This window comes from Saccharicrinis sp. GN24d3, assembly GCF_052400645.1.
Lineage (GTDB): Bacteria > Bacteroidota > Bacteroidia > Bacteroidales > Marinilabiliaceae > Saccharicrinis.
Genome location: NZ_JBQTGI010000011.1, coordinates 109,911 through 126,352, shown reverse-complemented (window position 1 = coordinate 126,352; position 16,442 = coordinate 109,911). Strand labels below are relative to the sequence as shown.

18 protein-coding genes are annotated in these 16,442 nt (G+C 34.8%); 6 read left to right on the top strand and 12 right to left on the bottom strand.

Annotated features, from left to right (window positions below; genetic code table 11):
• Window positions 1–32: 32 nt before the first annotated feature.
• From ACT29I_RS14230 to ACT29I_RS14205, 6 genes are all read left to right on the top strand, one after another.
• Complete coding sequence (locus ACT29I_RS14230; protein ID WP_430933117.1) at window positions 33–383, top strand: cupin domain-containing protein; 351 nt, start codon at window positions 33–35, stop codon at window positions 381–383.
• Window positions 384–542: 159 nt separating this feature from the next.
• Entirely contained in the window at window positions 543–1,319 is a 777-nt protein-coding gene (locus ACT29I_RS14225) for a sensor histidine kinase (protein WP_430933116.1), read from the top strand.
• Between the two features lie 30 nt (window positions 1,320–1,349).
• Window positions 1,350–1,472 (top strand): hypothetical protein, encoded by a 123-nt coding sequence (locus tag ACT29I_RS14220; protein ID WP_430933114.1) that lies wholly within the window; start codon window positions 1,350–1,352, stop codon window positions 1,470–1,472.
• Between the two features lie 214 nt (window positions 1,473–1,686).
• Window positions 1,687–3,975 (top strand): glycosyltransferase family 4 protein, encoded by a 2,289-nt coding sequence (locus ACT29I_RS14215; RefSeq protein ID WP_430933113.1) that lies wholly within the window; start codon window positions 1,687–1,689, stop codon window positions 3,973–3,975.
• 6 nt (window positions 3,976–3,981) lie between these two features.
• On the top strand, window positions 3,982–4,908 hold the full coding sequence (locus ACT29I_RS14210) for a glycoside hydrolase family 130 protein (protein WP_430933112.1): 927 nt from the start codon (window positions 3,982–3,984) through the stop codon (window positions 4,906–4,908).
• Window positions 4,909–5,118: 210 nt separating this feature from the next.
• Window positions 5,119–6,135 carry a glycosyltransferase family 4 protein gene (locus tag ACT29I_RS14205; protein WP_444793752.1) on the top strand — a complete coding sequence of 339 codons (1,017 nt, stop codon included), beginning with the start codon at window positions 5,119–5,121 and terminating at the stop codon, window positions 6,133–6,135.
• Between the two features lie 27 nt (window positions 6,136–6,162).
• Here ACT29I_RS14205 and ACT29I_RS14200 read toward each other — a convergent pair whose 3' ends face one another.
• From ACT29I_RS14200 to ACT29I_RS14145, 12 genes are all read right to left on the bottom strand, one after another.
• Complete coding sequence (locus ACT29I_RS14200) at window positions 6,163–7,149, bottom strand: GTP pyrophosphokinase (RefSeq protein ID WP_430933110.1); 987 nt, start codon at window positions 7,147–7,149, stop codon at window positions 6,163–6,165.
• 182 nt (window positions 7,150–7,331) lie between these two features.
• Window positions 7,332–7,496 (bottom strand): Hsp20/alpha crystallin family protein, encoded by a 165-nt coding sequence (locus ACT29I_RS14195; RefSeq protein ID WP_430933146.1) that lies wholly within the window; start codon window positions 7,494–7,496, stop codon window positions 7,332–7,334.
• Window positions 7,497–7,498: 2 nt separating this feature from the next.
• Window positions 7,499–7,708 (bottom strand): hypothetical protein, encoded by a 210-nt coding sequence (locus ACT29I_RS14190; protein WP_430933109.1) that lies wholly within the window; start codon window positions 7,706–7,708, stop codon window positions 7,499–7,501.
• Between the two features lie 760 nt (window positions 7,709–8,468).
• Complete coding sequence (locus tag ACT29I_RS14185; RefSeq protein ID WP_444793751.1) at window positions 8,469–9,098, bottom strand: GNAT family N-acetyltransferase; 630 nt, start codon at window positions 9,096–9,098, stop codon at window positions 8,469–8,471.
• Between the two features lie 251 nt (window positions 9,099–9,349).
• A complete protein-coding gene (locus tag ACT29I_RS14180; RefSeq protein ID WP_430933107.1) occupies window positions 9,350–10,822 on the bottom strand; it encodes a glycoside hydrolase family 130 protein in 1,473 nt (490 codons plus the stop codon).
• A gap of 1,143 nt (window positions 10,823–11,965) precedes the next feature.
• Window positions 11,966–12,226, bottom strand: coding sequence for a hypothetical protein (locus ACT29I_RS14175; protein ID WP_430933106.1), 261 nt, complete (start codon window positions 12,224–12,226; stop codon window positions 11,966–11,968).
• Between the two features lie 243 nt (window positions 12,227–12,469).
• The gene (locus tag ACT29I_RS14170; RefSeq protein ID WP_430933105.1) at window positions 12,470–12,667 is read right to left on the bottom strand and encodes a HipA N-terminal domain-containing protein; all 198 of its coding nucleotides are present in this window, start codon (window positions 12,665–12,667) and stop codon (window positions 12,470–12,472) included.
• Window positions 12,597–13,001, bottom strand: coding sequence for a type I restriction-modification system subunit M N-terminal domain-containing protein (locus ACT29I_RS14165; protein ID WP_444793750.1), 405 nt, complete (start codon window positions 12,999–13,001; stop codon window positions 12,597–12,599). The genes ACT29I_RS14170 and ACT29I_RS14165 overlap by 71 nt, the downstream gene beginning before the upstream one ends.
• Window positions 13,002–13,151: 150 nt before the next feature.
• On the bottom strand, window positions 13,152–13,469 hold the full coding sequence (locus tag ACT29I_RS14160) for an N-6 DNA methylase (RefSeq protein ID WP_430933102.1): 318 nt from the start codon (window positions 13,467–13,469) through the stop codon (window positions 13,152–13,154).
• Between the two features lie 11 nt (window positions 13,470–13,480).
• Window positions 13,481–13,933, bottom strand: coding sequence for a type I restriction-modification system subunit M N-terminal domain-containing protein (locus ACT29I_RS14155; RefSeq protein WP_430933101.1), 453 nt, complete (start codon window positions 13,931–13,933; stop codon window positions 13,481–13,483).
• A 398-nt stretch (window positions 13,934–14,331) separates the two neighbouring features.
• Complete coding sequence (locus ACT29I_RS14150; protein ID WP_444793749.1) at window positions 14,332–15,426, bottom strand: hybrid sensor histidine kinase/response regulator; 1,095 nt, start codon at window positions 15,424–15,426, stop codon at window positions 14,332–14,334.
• A complete protein-coding gene (locus ACT29I_RS14145) occupies window positions 15,419–15,847 on the bottom strand; it encodes a hemerythrin domain-containing protein (RefSeq protein WP_430933099.1) in 429 nt (142 codons plus the stop codon). Before ACT29I_RS14145 ends, ACT29I_RS14150 begins: the two co-directional genes overlap by 8 nt.
• Between the last annotated feature and the right edge of the window lie 595 nt (window positions 15,848–16,442).

Sequence of the window (16,442 nt, the reverse complement as noted above, 5' to 3'; positions counted from 1 at the left end):
AATGAGATACCTTTAATACAAAATAGGTACCTATGCATACTCCTGAAATCGAAAAAGCGAAATCTCACATTTTAATTGAAATGATTGAATATATTTCAAATTCAGTCGTGAGCAAAACAATACTCCGAAGAACAACCGGAAATGTAAATGTGGTTGCTATTGATACTGGCGAAGCATTGGCCGAAAAAACATCTCCGTTTGATACGTTTATTCAAATTATCGAAGGTACTGCAGAGATTATTATCGACAAAAAGTCAAATAGGCTTAATACGGGTGAGGGTATAATAATTCCTGCCCATACCTCTAATAATATTAAAGCGAAAGAAAGGTTTAAAATGATTTCAACTGTAATTAAAAGCGGTTATGAATCCGTTTCTATTTGAAAAAGAAGACGCATCCAATATGACAGAATGATTAAATCGTATAGTGCTTAAATGGTGATTGCCTAATACAAACATGAGTTTTAGCATATTAGGAACATCTGGGATTATTGAATTTTCTTCGAAGTCCTTTGTGGCCATTGAAAGATAAATTTTAAATGCATGAAAGAGAAGAATACCATAGCAGCATCTGAAAATTCAAAAGTATTCCAGCTTAAAAAAAACCATCAGCAAAAACAGAACGAACTGATAGCCGGGAATAAAAAGCTTTTAGCAATAATTGGTCATGATTTAAAAAATCAAATGAGCACCATTATTAGCTTTTTGAGTCTTTTAAAAGAAGAAGTCTTGGATCTGGATAAAAGCACAATTAAGCAATACATTACTTTCTCTTTACAAGCTGCTGACAATACATTTTTTATGCTTGACAACCTTCTTGAATGGGCTAATTCTAAAAACATTAGTAAGTCGTATCAACCTGAATATTTTGTTTTTAATGAGATTTTAGCCAACGAAATTAAGAACGTTAAATTATTTGCCTCGCAAAAACATGTTGGTATAATCTCAACCGTTTCTGAAGCAGACAAGATTTATGCTGATAAAAACATGGTAAAAAGCATACTGCGTAACCTGATGAACAATGCCATCAAATATTCTTTTGAACATGGGGATATTGATATAATGTCAAAAAGGGAACATGGATTCCTAGAGGTTACCATAAAAGACTATGGAGTTGGTATCGATGAAAAACTAGTCAACACCTTATCTAGCTCCAAAAACAGTATATCGTCGCTGGGCACCAATGGAGAGGCAGGCACCGGGTTTGGTCTAATGCTTTGCAAAGAGTTTATCGGCCTTCATATGGGAAAAATGGGGATAGCCACTCATATGAACCAAGGTAGTGAAATAAAATTCACCCTACCCTTATCCCCACATTAAATATATACTTTAATAATTAATACATACATTATGTCAAAAGATAGAGAAGGTAAAAAAAACAGCAAAAAGGCTCCTCAAAAAAACCTAAAGCAGAAACGCGCTGCCAAGGAAGCTAAACGTGCAGAAAAAATGAAAAAAAGCGAGGTGCTGTAATTGTAATAATAGCACTATTAACTGCAACAGTCATGGCTAAGTAAATCATTAACCATGCCTGTTGCCATTATAACTACCTGGGTATTTGTTTTTACGCTAAAAAAACCACTGAGAAACACTATAACTCAGAAGGACAACTACATAGATTCAGCCCCACAGACTCCATATTTAACAAACATGACGCTTGTGTTATGATACTAATTTTTTAAAAGATATGAAAATTGCATTTATAGGCACCTACCCACCGCGCGAATGTGGTATTGGTGCATTTACTCACGACCTGTTTAATTCGGTTGTAAACAATAGTATAAAACCTGAATTATCAAACGAAGGATTTGTAGTGGCCATGAACGATTTTACAAACACCTACAAATACCCCGATGAGGTTAAACAGATCATTAGGCAAGAACGTCAGGAGGATTATTTACAAGCTGCAAAATTCATCAATCATAGTGGTGCTGATGCTTGTGTGCTAGAACATGAATTCGGTATATTTGGGGGACAAAGTGGAGTATACATACTACCCTTATTACATCGATTGGAAATTCCTTTGGTTGTTACACTCCATACCATTTTAAAAACGCCAAGTTATAATGAAAGAGCGATTTTAGCCGCCATATGTAAGATGGCTCAAAAAATTGTGGTAATGAGCCATAAAGCTATCGAATTTTTAATCCATATTTACGATGTTCCTGCAGAGAAAATTGAATTTATAGATCATGGCGTACCCGATATAAAATATAACGCAAAGCAATCAAAAAAGGAGTTAAAACTCGAAAATAAAAAAATGCTGATGACCTTTGGTTTTGTGGGGCGTAACAAAGGTATTGAAACAGTTATAAAGGCGTTATCTGCTATAATTGAAAAGCATCCAGATGTTGTTTACATGATTTTGGGAAAAACCCACCCTAATGTATTCAGGTATTCCGGCGAAGAATATCGCATATATTTAATGCGTCTTATTAAAAGTCTTCATTTAGAAAAACATGTGGTGTTTTTAAATGATTTTTTAGATGTTAAAGATCTTTTTAAATACTTATCTGCGGCCGATATTTATATAACACCTTATACAAACAAAGCCCAGATTACCAGCGGAACGCTTTCCTATGCTGTAGGCGTTGGATCGGCTGTTGTTTCAACCCCCTATTGGCATGCCGAAGAATTATTGGCCAATGGCAGAGGCAAGCTCTTTGATTTCAACGACTCGGAAGATTTATCTGTCATAATAAAAGATCTTCTTGACCATCCTGCCAAACTCAACAAGCTTAAAAGAAAGGCGCTGGAGTATGGAGAAAGTATTACATGGCCTTTAACAGGTTTAAAATACATTGTTCTTTTAGAAAAAGTAGCTGAACAAGGTGCAAACGAAATTAAAAAAAAGGATACCATATTAGACCTGCTAATTATGCCACCCTTTTCTCTTGCTCATATTAATCGATTAACGGATGATACCGGAATAATACAACACGCAAAATTTGGTATCCCAAACCTAAAAGAAGGTTATTGTTTAGATGATAATGCACGGGCTTTGTTAATGGTGTTAATGTGTTATCGCCAAATAAAGGATGAACGTGCCCTGGAATTATCCCCTATTTATATAAGCTATATTCATTACATGCAAAACAACGATGGAACTTTCAAAAACTTTTTAAGTTTCAATCGAAATTATTTAGACGAAGTAGGTTCTGAGGATTCATTTGGACGCACCATTTGGGCATTGGGTTATCTGATGGCCAATGCGCCCAATGACGCCTATTACCAAACAGGACGGGAAATATTTTATAATGCCATCCCTCATTTCAACAAATTAACATCTATCCGAAGCATAGCAAATACTATCATTGGATTGTGCTATTACCTTAAAACAAGCCCTGGCGATGATTCTATGACCGAAAGGCTTAGAACGATGACGCACAAGCTCATTACGCACTACGAACAAAACGATTCAAAAAATTGGCATTGGTTCGAGTCGTTACTTGCATATGATAATGGAATTTTGCCTTTATCACTTTTACATGCTTCTAAATTTTTAAATGACGATAGCGTATTAAAGGTAGCCATTAATAGCATTGATTTTTTGACGTCACATACCCTTAAAGATAACTACCTGTCTGTTATAGGTAACGAAAAATGGTATAAAAAAGATGAGCAACGTTCCGTTTATGCACAGCAACCCGTTGATGCAATGGCCATGGTCTTAATGTATCATCAGGCGTTCTTAGTTACTAAAAATAAAGAATACATTAAAAACCTATATACTTCATTTTTATGGTTTTTAGGAGAAAATGACCTTAGAATGAGTTTATATGATTTTGAAACCAATGGCTGTTGCGATGGATTTGAAAGTTATGGGGTTAATCGCAACCAGGGTGCTGAAAGTTCATTGGCGTATCTCATTTCTCACTTAACGGTTTTACAAGCTCATGAAGAGTTACATAAACATGACGAATCTATTTCTTACGTCCAAAACAAGTTATTTGAAACTACAGATTCCGAATTATAAATAATCATGGTAATTGAACGATATAAAAACAACCCCATTCTTACTAAGGATGATGTCCCATATCCAGTGGCAACAGTGCATAATGCTGCTGTAGTAAAGCACCTGGGATTGTATATTATGATATTTCGATCCCACAAGCTCAACGGAAGAAGTATTTTGGGAAAAGCCACCAGCACAGATGGGTATTGTTTTAAGGTAGAAGATGCACCCTTTATGGAACCTTCAGCTCAGGGTGAGCATAAAGAGTATGAAGCCTATGGCATTGAGGATCCGAGAATTGTTTTAATGGATAACGAATACTTGATTACCTACAGTGCATATTCAAAACATGGCGTGCGCATAGGATTGGCAAAAACAAAAGATTTTGAAACTGTTGAAAGGTTTACGTTTATAACCGAAGCTGATTATCGAAATGTGGTGATATTTCCAGAGAAAATTAACGGCCTTTACGCCAGACTGGATCGTCCACATTCAGAAATATCACCTTGGTCTATTTGGATATCCTATTCTCCCGATTTAAAATTCTGGGGCGAATCGAAACTTATAATGAAGCCCGTGCAATATCATTGGGATGAAATGAAAATAGGTCCCGGAGCAACGCCCATAAAAACGCCTCGAGGTTGGTTAAATATCTATCATGGAGTTTTTCCTACCATGGACGGAAGCGTATACCGCTTAGGTGCTGCATTACATGATTTAGGGGATCCATCCAAAATCATTGCCGTTGGTGATGAATGGATTTTGCAACCTGAAGAACAGTACGAGTTGGTAGGTTATGTGCATAATGTAGTATTCTGTTGTGGAGCAATACCTGAAGATGATGGAAGCGTGAAAATTTACTGGGGAGGTGCCGACACGGTAATGTGCGTAGGAACGGCTAATATTGAATCTTTGGTTGATCATTGTGTACAGAACAGCAGGCCTGCCATATAAATCAGAGTAAAGTGAACAATAAGATCATTAGACATTATACTTTGCACCTATCACTTGTTGAACGAAGGGAAATCGCGAAACCTTCAGTTTAATTTCCTAGGGAATACTAATTTAAAACACAAGAAACGACCATGGTAAAAGTTTTCGCACACGGGAAGATGATTATCTTTGGGTAGTGCCGCCTGGCCATAAAAATTAAAATACAAACAGATGAAAATCGCAATACTTGCACCCATAGCATGGCGGACACCTCCGTTAAAATATGGGCCTTGGGAACAGGTCGCTTCAAATATTACAGAAGGACTCGTTGATAAAGGTATGGATGTAACCTTATTTGCTACAGGAGATTCTAACACAAAGGGCAAATTGTCATCGGTTTGCGAACATGCATATGCCGAAGATACTACTATAGACCCTAAAGTAGCGGAGTGTTTGCACATTAGTCATTTAATGGAACAAGCAAATCAATTTGATATTATTCACAATAATTACGATTTCTTACCATTAAGCTATTCGCGCCTGATTAAAACACCCATAGTTACAACAATTCATGGTTTTTCCTCGCCAAAAATCATTCCGGTTTTTAAGAAATATAATAGCACCAGTCATTATGTTTCCATTAGCGATTCTAATCGTAACCCAGATCTTAATTACGAGGCCACCGTTTACAATGGGATAAACATTAACGAATTTATATTCAGCGGCGAGCCTGATGATTACTTGCTGTTTTTTGGAAGGATTCATCGTGATAAAGGTACTTACGAAGCCATTGAAATTGCGAAAAAAACCAAAAGAAAACTTGTCATATCCGGTTTTATACAAGATCAAGAATACTTTAACCAAAAAGTAAAACCATATATCAATGATGAAGATATAGTGTATGTGGGCAATTCCGGCCCAAAGCAACGCCTGAAGCTGTTAAGCCAGGCATGTGCCCTTTTACACCCCATTAGTTTTCAAGAACCATTTGGCTTGAGCGTGGTAGAAGCTATGGCTTGCGGTACGCCCGTTATAGCTTTCAATAAAGGCTCTATGCCCGAACTAATCCTTCATGAAAAAACAGGTTTTCTTGTTTCAAACATAGATCAAGCCATTGAAGCCATAAGTCACATTCAACATATCAACAGAAATGAATGTACAAAATGGGTAACATCTATGTTTAGCCGACAAAAAATGACAGAAGGCTACTTAAAGGTGTATCGTAAAATACTCCATGGAAATAATTGATAATCCAATATTGATATCAAACTGATGCTATACATCTAAATTATGCACTATCTGTTTTTGATAATCAGATAGAATATGATGAAATAATTTAACATTGCTTAAATATAAACAATACCTGATTATGTTATAAGGATTTAAGCCCCTTTTTTCTTTCTCAGCAATTAAATCCGTTTTAGATAAATACTTGACCAACGCATCATTCAACTCACTCTCAGTCATATACTTGTACACACCAAGCAATTCCTGAACAAATCCATCTACCTTAAATTCAACAAATTTATAGTCGGGAAAATATTTTAAAGCAATAAACAAAAAACTAAACACATCCAAGGGCTTATTTATCTCTACATCTGCCCCTTGCTGAATACGCTGATTAATTCTATTTTCTTCCAGGGCTATTTCTTCTTTTATATGAAGGAATTCATCATCAGCAATTTCAAACAATGCCGAAAGTCGGTTAATCCTTCTTTTAAGGCTATGTGGTATACTCTTTTTGTATTTTATTTTATGATCTAAAATACTCCAGGCATCCTGAATAATGGTTCGTATCTGTAATTCAAACTGTATTTTATAGTATTTGCCCTTATCTGAAACTCTGCTCCCATTCTTTTTTAACTTTAAATCCAGATGAAGACTTTTATAACCAAATTTATCCTCAGTTCTTTCAAGCAGCAAGGTTTTATCGGTAATATCTACCTCGTGAAATATTTTGTGTAGCCCTTTTCTTATTTTATCTACATCTTCCAGATAATAACAAATTACTCTTATACCTATAAAATCAGACAAATAGTCTAATATTTTGTATGTCGTATTATCCGAACTGATATTGGGTAAGTATTTTCTTTCAAATTTGGTGATACATTCTTGGTAATCCTTTACTCTTCCTGAAACGGACTCAACTCCTTCAATGGAGCCTATTTGATCTATTAGAAATTTTAATGCCGATTGGTAATATTCATTTTTAGCTTCATATTGCTCTTTAAACTCAATAATTTTATCTTCTAAAACATTCATATTTTGGTATTTGCAATCACAATAAGAAATTCTAGACCTTTCAGCTTACATAAAATTTTCTTATTCATAAATAATTATCTACGAGCTATTAATGTAGCAAAAAGTTCCTTATTCAGGAACTTTTCTTATCCTATTGCTATTCGTTTAGGCCCTTATCCTTTGCTTGCTCTTTTTTAGGGATACTAAATATTTACTATATCATTTTTATAGGAAGCTTTAATCCCATCTTCTTTTGTGCTGTTTGGCAAAGTAAAAAATTCACCAAAATAAGTATAGCAAAATTCTCTTCTGGTTATTTTTATTTTTTCAGTATTATCTTCTTTCTTATCCATCTTTTCCGACGAAATAGTCAGAATTTTGTGGTTAAGTTCAATCTCAATGTCTTTTTTTCCAAACCTGGCGTGGCAACTTCAATATCAAACTTATTTTCATCTTCTTTAACATTAACAGCTGGCGAGGAAACTCCTACACTACATTTATTATCCGGCCATAACGGAGCTGTGAAAAAATCATCAGTCCAGCCCGGATATAAGGTGGCATTTTTTAATTTTGGATACATGGATTCTGGTTTGAAAGTCAATATTATAATTTCTTATTAAAAACTATTGTTACAAGTATAACAATCCCCGCTACTACTGGCAGAATATTCACATTTGCAGAGGTATCAAAACCAAAATAAATTATTCCCCAGATAACAAATAGTAACATGGATATGATATTTAATAAAGTTTTCATACTATAAAGTTAAGGCTATTTATGCGCTAGCACATTACATATAACTGTTAATAAGTTATATAATTCACACTTTTAATGTGTTTTAATATACCTTAAGAGAACGACTAAACATTACGTATGGCTATATGTTACGTGTTTTTTGTGTTTCGCCTGCGGCAAAGAAGATGGAATATATAGCATGTTGAACTAAACCCGCATTGCGGGAGCTTAGGGTAAAAATAGTACATCACTACAAAATGACCTTACTTTATATTCCTTTTTATATAGAAAGGGTTTCAATTTCACAATTAAATTAAACTTAGTTGATAGATATTTCTTCGTAACTTGCAACTGATTCATTTTTTTTGACTTAAAAAAAAGCTCGATTTATTTGCACCGTACAAAAAATAAGGAACAGCACCTTACAGCTATTTTCGCTCAAAAAAAGCGATTGAAACCACTATATAAAAATTAATAATTTTATCATCTGTTTTTCGAGAGATTGTTTAGTTCAACAAACCCTCCAATCTAAAGCGTATGCAAGAAACGCTTTATTGGAGGCTAAGTGTTGTGTGCTACCATTATTCTTTCTTTTGTGTTTGTCTTTAAGTTGTGTTGCAAAAATATTCATACATACATGCCTGTCCTCCTGGAGTGGCTAACTCATGTAAGGTTGAATCAAAATCGCTTACTAGTGTAAAACCTTGTTTTTCATAATAGCTACTTGCACCAAGTTTATTGGTTTCTACTCGAATTCTCTTAACACCAGTTGCAATACAAAAATCTCTAAACTTTTCCCATAATTTAGTGCCAATATTTTTACCACGTAAATCTTGAGATACCACAAATAAGCAGATTTCGCTTGCTTTGCTTGGCTCTATTATAGTTCTATTTTTGTTATGATTAGTCAGTGTTTTTATAAATTTATTTCTTTCAACCTTATCCATTTTCTTAAAATTAAAAGAAAAGATTGCATCTAACGCGAGCCTGATTCTTCCTCGGGGCTTTGTTTTAGCTAAATGATTTAGCCCAAATAGAAAACCAACAACCCTACCTTGGTACACAGCTACAAGATTCATATTGCCAGAGCATAGTCCACCTTTTGTATACATCCGTAACGCTGTTTTGCTCAAGTTCTTATCTGCAATAATTTTATCAAAGTGCCATGCTTCATTTACCAATTCTTCGCAACGGTCATAGTCTTGTTGTTCAAAGTTCCTTATGCTAATCACCATATCGCATACTTTTTTGTCAATTTTGATATTTTCTGTCTAAGCAATCATTCATATTGAAACATTTCTGTAACAAAGCTATTCGTATTTTTCTGGTTGCCCATAACTATAGCATGGATATATTATACCATTTAAAGTTGGGGTGATTACTCATTTTTTTAATTCTCCTGCTTTCTTTACCCCGCAAGATGCATGAATAATTGTGGCTCCTACGATGCTGGTTATAAGCACTCCATTTATTTTTGGCATTAGAGTTATACGGAATTTTTTAATTCATTAAGAAGTTCTTTCAGGTTTACTGTTGCATACGTAGAGGAATAGTCTGACATGGCATACGGTATAATTAATTGATCATTATGCACCATTGAACCGCAAGAGTATACCACATTAGGTACATAACCTTCTCTTTCCTCGGAATTTGGTATCAAAAGTGGTGTTTTAGATCTTCCTATTTCAATTTCAGGATTATTTAAATCGTACAATGCCGCACCTAACACATATTCACGCATTGGCCCAACACCATGCGTTATTACCAACCATCCATCCTCCGTTTCAATTGGAGAGCCGCAGTTACCCATTTGAATAAGTTCCCAGGAGTATTTAGGTTGTTGCAATATTTTTGCCTCTCTCCATATGGTAATACTATCCGAAAAAGCAATGTAATTATTAACGCCATCTATCCTGCAAAGCATGGCATATTTTCCATTCACTTTTCGAGGGAACAATGCCATACCTTTATTTTTAGCGATATCGCCGTGCAGCGGACTTACCTTAAAATGATAAAAATCTTCTGTTGCCAGCAGTTTAGGCAGAATGGTAGTTCCGTCATAGGCTGTATAGGTGGCGTAGTAGGTTACTTTATTATCCTCATCTTTAAATTTAACAAATCGTGCATCTTCAATACCATTTTTTTCGTTGGCTGATACTGGAAATATAACTCTTTCCGAGATATTCGTATCCAGCGAAAACTGAAGTTCATAATGAGATGATGCTAACCAAATTATCTGATTATAAAGGTATTCCTTATCTTTTTCCAAATGTACCGATGTCCTTGTTTCCTTAATACATTTATGCAATTCTCCGTAGGTAAATTGATCATTCAACTTATCCAAAATTAATTCAGGAGGGATAATACTATGAAAATCTTGCATTTCTTCAATTTTACGCGCAAAAGTCTTCTTGTCATAGGTGTACCTCCAAATGTATTCCGCCTCCTCTAACATATTACCAATTGGTTCAAGCGTAATATGGTCGCCCTTACTCAGTACCCCTGTTCTAAAAACTATAGATGAAATATGCCCTTCACCTGTAGCTCTAAAGCTTATGATCACTCTTTTTTGATCATGCCCTATTTCCGTTTGGTCAGGATGATCTACCATAGAAGGATTAAAAAAAGCAGCTGATTCAATGGAATACTCCATTGTAAAATAAGATCCAATTAAGATTTTAGTGGAAAAAGCAATTGTATCCGGCTCTATTTGCATATACCTTAATATGTGAGAGACTCTGTTAAAATGTTTCTCGAATATTTTAGAAATGTTTCGATGTCGCATCGAATAATCCCTTAATGTCTGCTGCAAAGCAAATGAAACATCTTTCTCATTCATATCGAGTACAAAACGAATGATATTCATAGCCCGTTCTTCACTTGAAAACATAAAACGTGCAATTACTCGACAGGGGTCAGGACTAAAAGTGATATTTTTTCTGTTTACAGATACCTTCATTGGGCGTATTCTTTAATGATAAAAGGTACTGATTAAATTTGAACAAATGCGGTTATTACGTGTAATTTTTTGTGACAGCTAAGGTACTAACCATTGGTACAGTTCAAACCGTTAGACTGTTAAACAGCATGCTAAAACTGATACGCTTACTCCGGAATATCCAGTAAAATTTTGCTGGGGCTATTCCTTGGTTAAAACAAAAGTAATGAACGCTCAAACCCTATTCTTTTTGCTCCCGGTATAGCTTTCCAAATTTTATTTATGTAATCCGCATTGCTTTTTGCCCCAAAACTAGGGAGCAAAAGTTGCTGGGGCAAGATGCAGCAGAGCGATCGGTTACAAAAATTTGTATCAATATAAGTACTAAACAATTCATCCAATGCTACTTTTAGCCCAATTTCTAACCTTCAATTAGAGCATGCGGATTAACGTGCCTCCTTTAACTTTTTCAAACGGTAATTCTGAATAATAAATAAAACTATTAATCCTATAAACAATAAAGGATATAAAACACAAAAGAGTATAGCATTTATCTCATAATAAGATAAACTGAATAAATTCGCCAAGCTTATAATAAAATCAGTACAACAGTGATACATTAATTCAAACAATTTTAATCCCTCAATCATGTTTTTTAAGTTTACGAGTTTGAATTTGCATATCTATGGAACATATGATAAAATAGTATATAAATAAAGGAATTAGAAAGACCAGAAAAATAATATTTGCTACCGTATAATTACCTGTAGCATTTAAAAGTCGTATTATTCCGAAGTAGAATGGATCAATAATATTTTTCAAACGTCCACCAACATTAACATGTTCTTTTTTACAATATGTTGTATTGAAATGGCATTGCCATATACATTTGTTTGGTGTTATCTTTCTTGAATTTATGGTCTTTATCCCTTGGTAAACATGGTGATGTCCTTCACTCGTATGCCTTATAGTCCCATTGATTATTACCATGAAAAAAAAATGGCGAAATCAATATGATAAGGTTTCAAACGTATCTTCTCAAAATAGGTTCTATTATTTTCTGTAAATAAATCAACTCCAAATTCCGCCGAAGCTTCTGCCTGGCTTAATACTGTTTCAGTTGCTAGTTTCTGCTCCCAAATCCGATCTATTCTTTTAGTAATATTAAGCCAACTCTCCTGGTTTTAGCCTGATTAAAGAGTTTGGTACAACATTCATCTTAAACAATTTGGCTAAATGCATTGTAAAATCTTCATTCTCGGGTAAATGATCGATTTGTTGAGTGGGTGGTTTAAATATCATATTACCCCAAACACCGGCCAAAGTCAAACTATTCTCTTGCCCTCTTTGATTTTCAAAATGAAAAGATAATTTAGCTTGAACACCAGGAACAGTAACATGACTTCGAACTATCTTTTTCGCCAATTCGTTCATTTGACCTAAAGAGCAATCCAATACAGGAGCTTCTCTTGTTCCAAAAATATTTTTTGAGCATTTTGAATGAAAGTCTTTATCTTCTTCTCCTAATGACTGGTAACAATATAAATGTTTGTTATATATAATAAGGTTCTTTTATTGGCAGAACAGAAACTGCTCCAATACAATCTTTACAACAAGCTAAATATTAACCCATTCTGTCAATAGGCTTCAATTTCCAATTGGCTACATCTACATCCAACCTTCCTGAATTAGATCATCAAAAAATGGAAACATGGTGCTGGATGAGTATGGATGTTTAAAAATAGGCAAAGTCTTGCTAATAGGCCATCTCACTTTTTTATTCAGATATTCTTCATCATATGAAAAACGATATCCGATCTTGGTCTCTTCGATAATACCCGAGGTCCTTGTTGTTCCAACTGGCATCGCCAAAAATACCGTTCAAAGTATCAGGGTTTGCTTTTTCAATTTCGCGCATGGCATTTTGCAAGGCCATTCCTACATTGGTAGTGGTTTCGCGCACCTTATTCCAATGCCCCTCTTCGGGCACTACAAAATGATGGTTTTCAGCAAAAGCTGCATATTCCATATCGCCATCGCTCTCTTCTAAAGCCTTTTCAAATTCTTCATCGTACACATCGCATATGCGTTTAAAGAAGAGTAAAGGGAAAATATATTGCTTGTAATCTCCGGCATCAATGGTACCACGTAAGGCTGTTGCTGCTCCCCAGAGATATTTTTTAAGTTCTTGTTGTGTCATTGTTTATACTTTGCACCACAGATTCTCACAGATTTTTATTTGGTCATCTGTGGTGAATTCTTTTGATTATTAAACTGTCAATAGCTTTATTTACCACGGATTTTTTCAGATTCTTATCTGTGTTAATCTGCGCTATCTGTAGTGAATCTTTCAATATGTTTTTAACTTTTCTTCAGCTTTTAAACTTTTATCCCATGCTGATTTCAAATCCGTCATGGCGTCTTCTCCCGAAGGAAGATTATCCTCAATTATTTTCTCTACGTAAAGTGGAATATTCAAATTATAATCATTTTCTATGATGTCTTCGAGACTAGCTATCTTAACCTGATTCTCTACATCTTCGTATTTATTGAACCTAGTGTATATTTGTTGTACATGGTGTGGCTCCAGAAAATTTATTTTTATTACTCCATTGAGCATCTCCAAAAATACCGTAAAGCAGCTCCTGGTTTGCTTGTTCAATTCCACGTAACGCTTGTTCAATAGCTAAAACAACATTGATTGTGTTTCACGTACATCTTTCCAATGGCCCCTTCCGGTGTTTCAAAGCGGTGAAATTCAGGCCAAGATGCATATTCAGCATCGCCATCTGACTCTTCAAGTGCTTGTTGGTATTCTTCATCATATACATTTGATAACCTTTTGAAGAATAATAAAGTAAAAATGTAAACTTTGAAATCCAATGCATCAACTGGGCCTTTTAATATCCAGGCTATTTTAGCTAGGTGTAATGAGCATTTAAAATACGATAAAACAAGGAGTTGCCGAAACGAGACACAGCACCGCTCTGGTGAGTTGATACAGCTCAGTGAAGCGCCTTGTTGTGAAGTAGTTGAATTGCGCAACAGGATTTCTAATGCAAGTGGCGGGTTCAAACCGTTTTTACTCTTATTGATTTTTGCTCCGTTCGGTAATATGTAAGCAATCATCATATACACTCACTTATCGTAAAAATTATTTCTTAACGCTTCGATTACTGATTTTTTTTAACGCTTTTGTATCAAGGCGCATGAATGACCCAGACAGCATGCTTACTCGTTTAAATCTATTGCCATTCTGTTCAACATTATAAGACGAAATAATACTTAGTAGGTCAGTAATGATTGCTTTTATCAAGCATTAAGAATGGAGGATTTACCATCCCCCCAGGAAATAGCCCATGATGAAGTCTATAATGGATTTCCGGGATGCTTTAGGTATCCGAGTGGTTAATTTTCAAAATTGTACCACACCGATTCGATAAGGACATAAACCGATGGATATTTATGTATATCCCGCTCTGCGGGCCTACCAATGCCCGTTTTACCGTAATAGCGATATCACATAGCCCTTAATTGGCATTGAAATTTTTATATAATGGTAAAGTGAATTTAAAATCACTCCCTTTTCCTAATTCACTTTCTACCCAGATATCTTCCTTATGTATCTCCATAAACTCTTTACACAGCACTAGTCCCAAACCCGTGCCATTTTCTTCAGCGGTGCCTTTGTTTGAAAATTTCCTATCAATGCTAAAAAGCTTGTTGATATGTTCAGGCTCAATCCCAATACCAGAATCCGATACTACAAAAAGCACTTTATCCTTTATTTTACGAGTTTCTATATGCAGATGTCCAGAAGGATATGTAAATTTCAAGGCATTGGTAACTAAATTTCTCAATACTGTTTTTATCATCTCACGATCGGCAAAAATATATTCATCGCAATAAACATGACAATTTAAATCAATGCCTTTTTGTTTGGCCATAGGCTCACACAGTAATATTACTTCATCGATTAATTCAAGCGGTTTTATTTTAGTACGATCGGAATTTATCTTTCCGGTTTGCAGGCGTGACCACTCCAGCAAATTTTCCAACAGGTTAAAGGTTTGTTTTGATGCATCAAACATATTTTGTGCAATTGACTTGATTGTTTCAGGTGAATACGCTTGCACATTTTTAATCAGTAATTCATTAAAACCAAGCAACATATTAAAAGGACTCCTCAAATCGTGCGCAATGATCGAAAAGAATTTATCCTTTGTTGCGTTCAGTTCATGTAATTTCTTTTTTTGTTTATGGATTTCGAAATGGGTGTTTACCCTGGCCAATAATTCGTTTTTCTGAAAAGGTTTTGAAATAATGTCAACCCCACCATGCTCAAATACTCTAGGGATATTTTCATAATCAGTTTTTGCCACAAAGAACAAAACCGGAGTGTTGGCATTACTTTCTTTTTGTTTTATTAAACGGCATACCTCAAAACCATCCAGCTCCGGCATTCTCACATCTATTAAAAACAAGTCAAAATCATTAGTATTGCTGTATGCTATGCCTTCCCTACCGCTGGTTGTTGCTTGTGTGTGGTAACCTTGCTCTGTAAGAATTTCATTGACAACTACTAAGTTCTCTTCTATATCGTCAATGATCAATATTTTATCCATTCTTTAACAATTCAAATTTAAAATCGGCCTTAATGTTATTATTAGTGCAAAAAATTTCCAATGCTTTATCCTCCTTGGAGGTATGGGTTATAAACCACTCGATTACAAACTTTAAAAAATCGCCTGGATTGACTTTTCTATGTTTCACTACATTTAGTTTTTCCAACAGGTTATAATGCAAATCCCGATGATATTCAAATTGAGGAAATTTGATTTTTTTCATAAAGTTTTCTTCGCTAATAAAATGAAATTCAGCATACTTCTCAATCTCCAGTATTAAATCTAATAACCTGTCGTCATCAATACCGTCATCTATTTCATTTTTTAAATTTCTGATCAGATCCAAAAATATTTTATGCTCCATATCAATCTGCTCAATTCCTATCGAATATCCGTCTTTCCAAAACAATGCATCTTCCATAACTTTTTATTTTGGAGCATTTACGGGATTTACACAGGATAGGTTGTTAATTTTAAGATTTTTATTTCAAATTTTTATCCCCGATTAAACTTATTGGTCTTCTACATGTTGTGTAGCCTCTTAAAAAAACAACACCCCTTCGCATGACAAACAAACCCAATAATAATCCTTTAATTCACATCGTCTTTGCTTTAAGATACGAAGGGAATGGTTAATCCTAACTTACCGTATCCTGGTCCATCAGAAAACTCTATTCAACATCGGATAAAAAATAACTTGCCTGGTACTCCGGAATTTTGTCCATTGACGAAGAAACGTAAAAAATTTTAAAAGTATATTGCTGTAAATATTCAGGAAAACAAAAGATAAAGGCTTTGACAATAGAGATAAGGTGCTTATTAATAGATAGGTCAAAACGACAGTTGAACATGGCATTTTTTTCACACCCAATGGGCCATTTTGACAGATAAGCGATTGGGATGTAAATTGGATTGTAATTTGTACGACTAATTTTTGGATATAGAAAAACACCATAGGTGTACAAGCGGAACACAATAAACTGCTTAGTTTATGTTGAAAAAGGAATTGACATACG

Coding starts and splice junctions, on each gene's coding strand:
- ACT29I_RS14230 (WP_430933117.1), top strand. CDS start 33: ATGCATACTCCTGAAATCGAAAAAGCGAAATCTCACATTTTAATTGAA.
- ACT29I_RS14225 (WP_430933116.1), top strand. CDS start 543: ATGAAAGAGAAGAATACCATAGCAGCATCTGAAAATTCAAAAGTATTC.
- ACT29I_RS14220 (WP_430933114.1), top strand. CDS start 1,350: ATGTCAAAAGATAGAGAAGGTAAAAAAAACAGCAAAAAGGCTCCTCAA.
- ACT29I_RS14215 (WP_430933113.1), top strand. CDS start 1,687: ATGAAAATTGCATTTATAGGCACCTACCCACCGCGCGAATGTGGTATT.
- ACT29I_RS14210 (WP_430933112.1), top strand. CDS start 3,982: ATGGTAATTGAACGATATAAAAACAACCCCATTCTTACTAAGGATGAT.
- ACT29I_RS14205 (WP_444793752.1), top strand. CDS start 5,119: ATGAAAATCGCAATACTTGCACCCATAGCATGGCGGACACCTCCGTTA.
- ACT29I_RS14200 (WP_430933110.1), bottom strand. CDS start 7,149: ATGAATGTTTTAGAAGATAAAATTATTGAGTTTAAAGAGCAATATGAA.
- ACT29I_RS14190 (WP_430933109.1), bottom strand. CDS start 7,708: ATGTATCCAAAATTAAAAAATGCCACCTTATATCCGGGCTGGACTGAT.
- ACT29I_RS14185 (WP_444793751.1), bottom strand. CDS start 9,098: ATGGTGATTAGCATAAGGAACTTTGAACAACAAGACTATGACCGTTGC.
- ACT29I_RS14180 (WP_430933107.1), bottom strand. CDS start 10,822: ATGAAGGTATCTGTAAACAGAAAAAATATCACTTTTAGTCCTGACCCC.
- ACT29I_RS14170 (WP_430933105.1), bottom strand. CDS start 12,667: ATGCCAGTTGGAACAACAAGGACCTCGGGTATTATCGAAGAGACCAAG.
- ACT29I_RS14165 (WP_444793750.1), bottom strand. CDS start 13,001: ATGACACAACAAGAACTTAAAAAATATCTCTGGGGAGCAGCAACAGCC.
- ACT29I_RS14155 (WP_430933101.1), bottom strand. CDS start 13,933: ATGATGATTGCTTACATATTACCGAACGGAGCAAAAATCAATAAGAGT.
- ACT29I_RS14150 (WP_444793749.1), bottom strand. CDS start 15,426: ATGGATAAAATATTGATCATTGACGATATAGAAGAGAACTTAGTAGTT.
- ACT29I_RS14145 (WP_430933099.1), bottom strand. CDS start 15,847: ATGGAAGATGCATTGTTTTGGAAAGACGGATATTCGATAGGAATTGAG.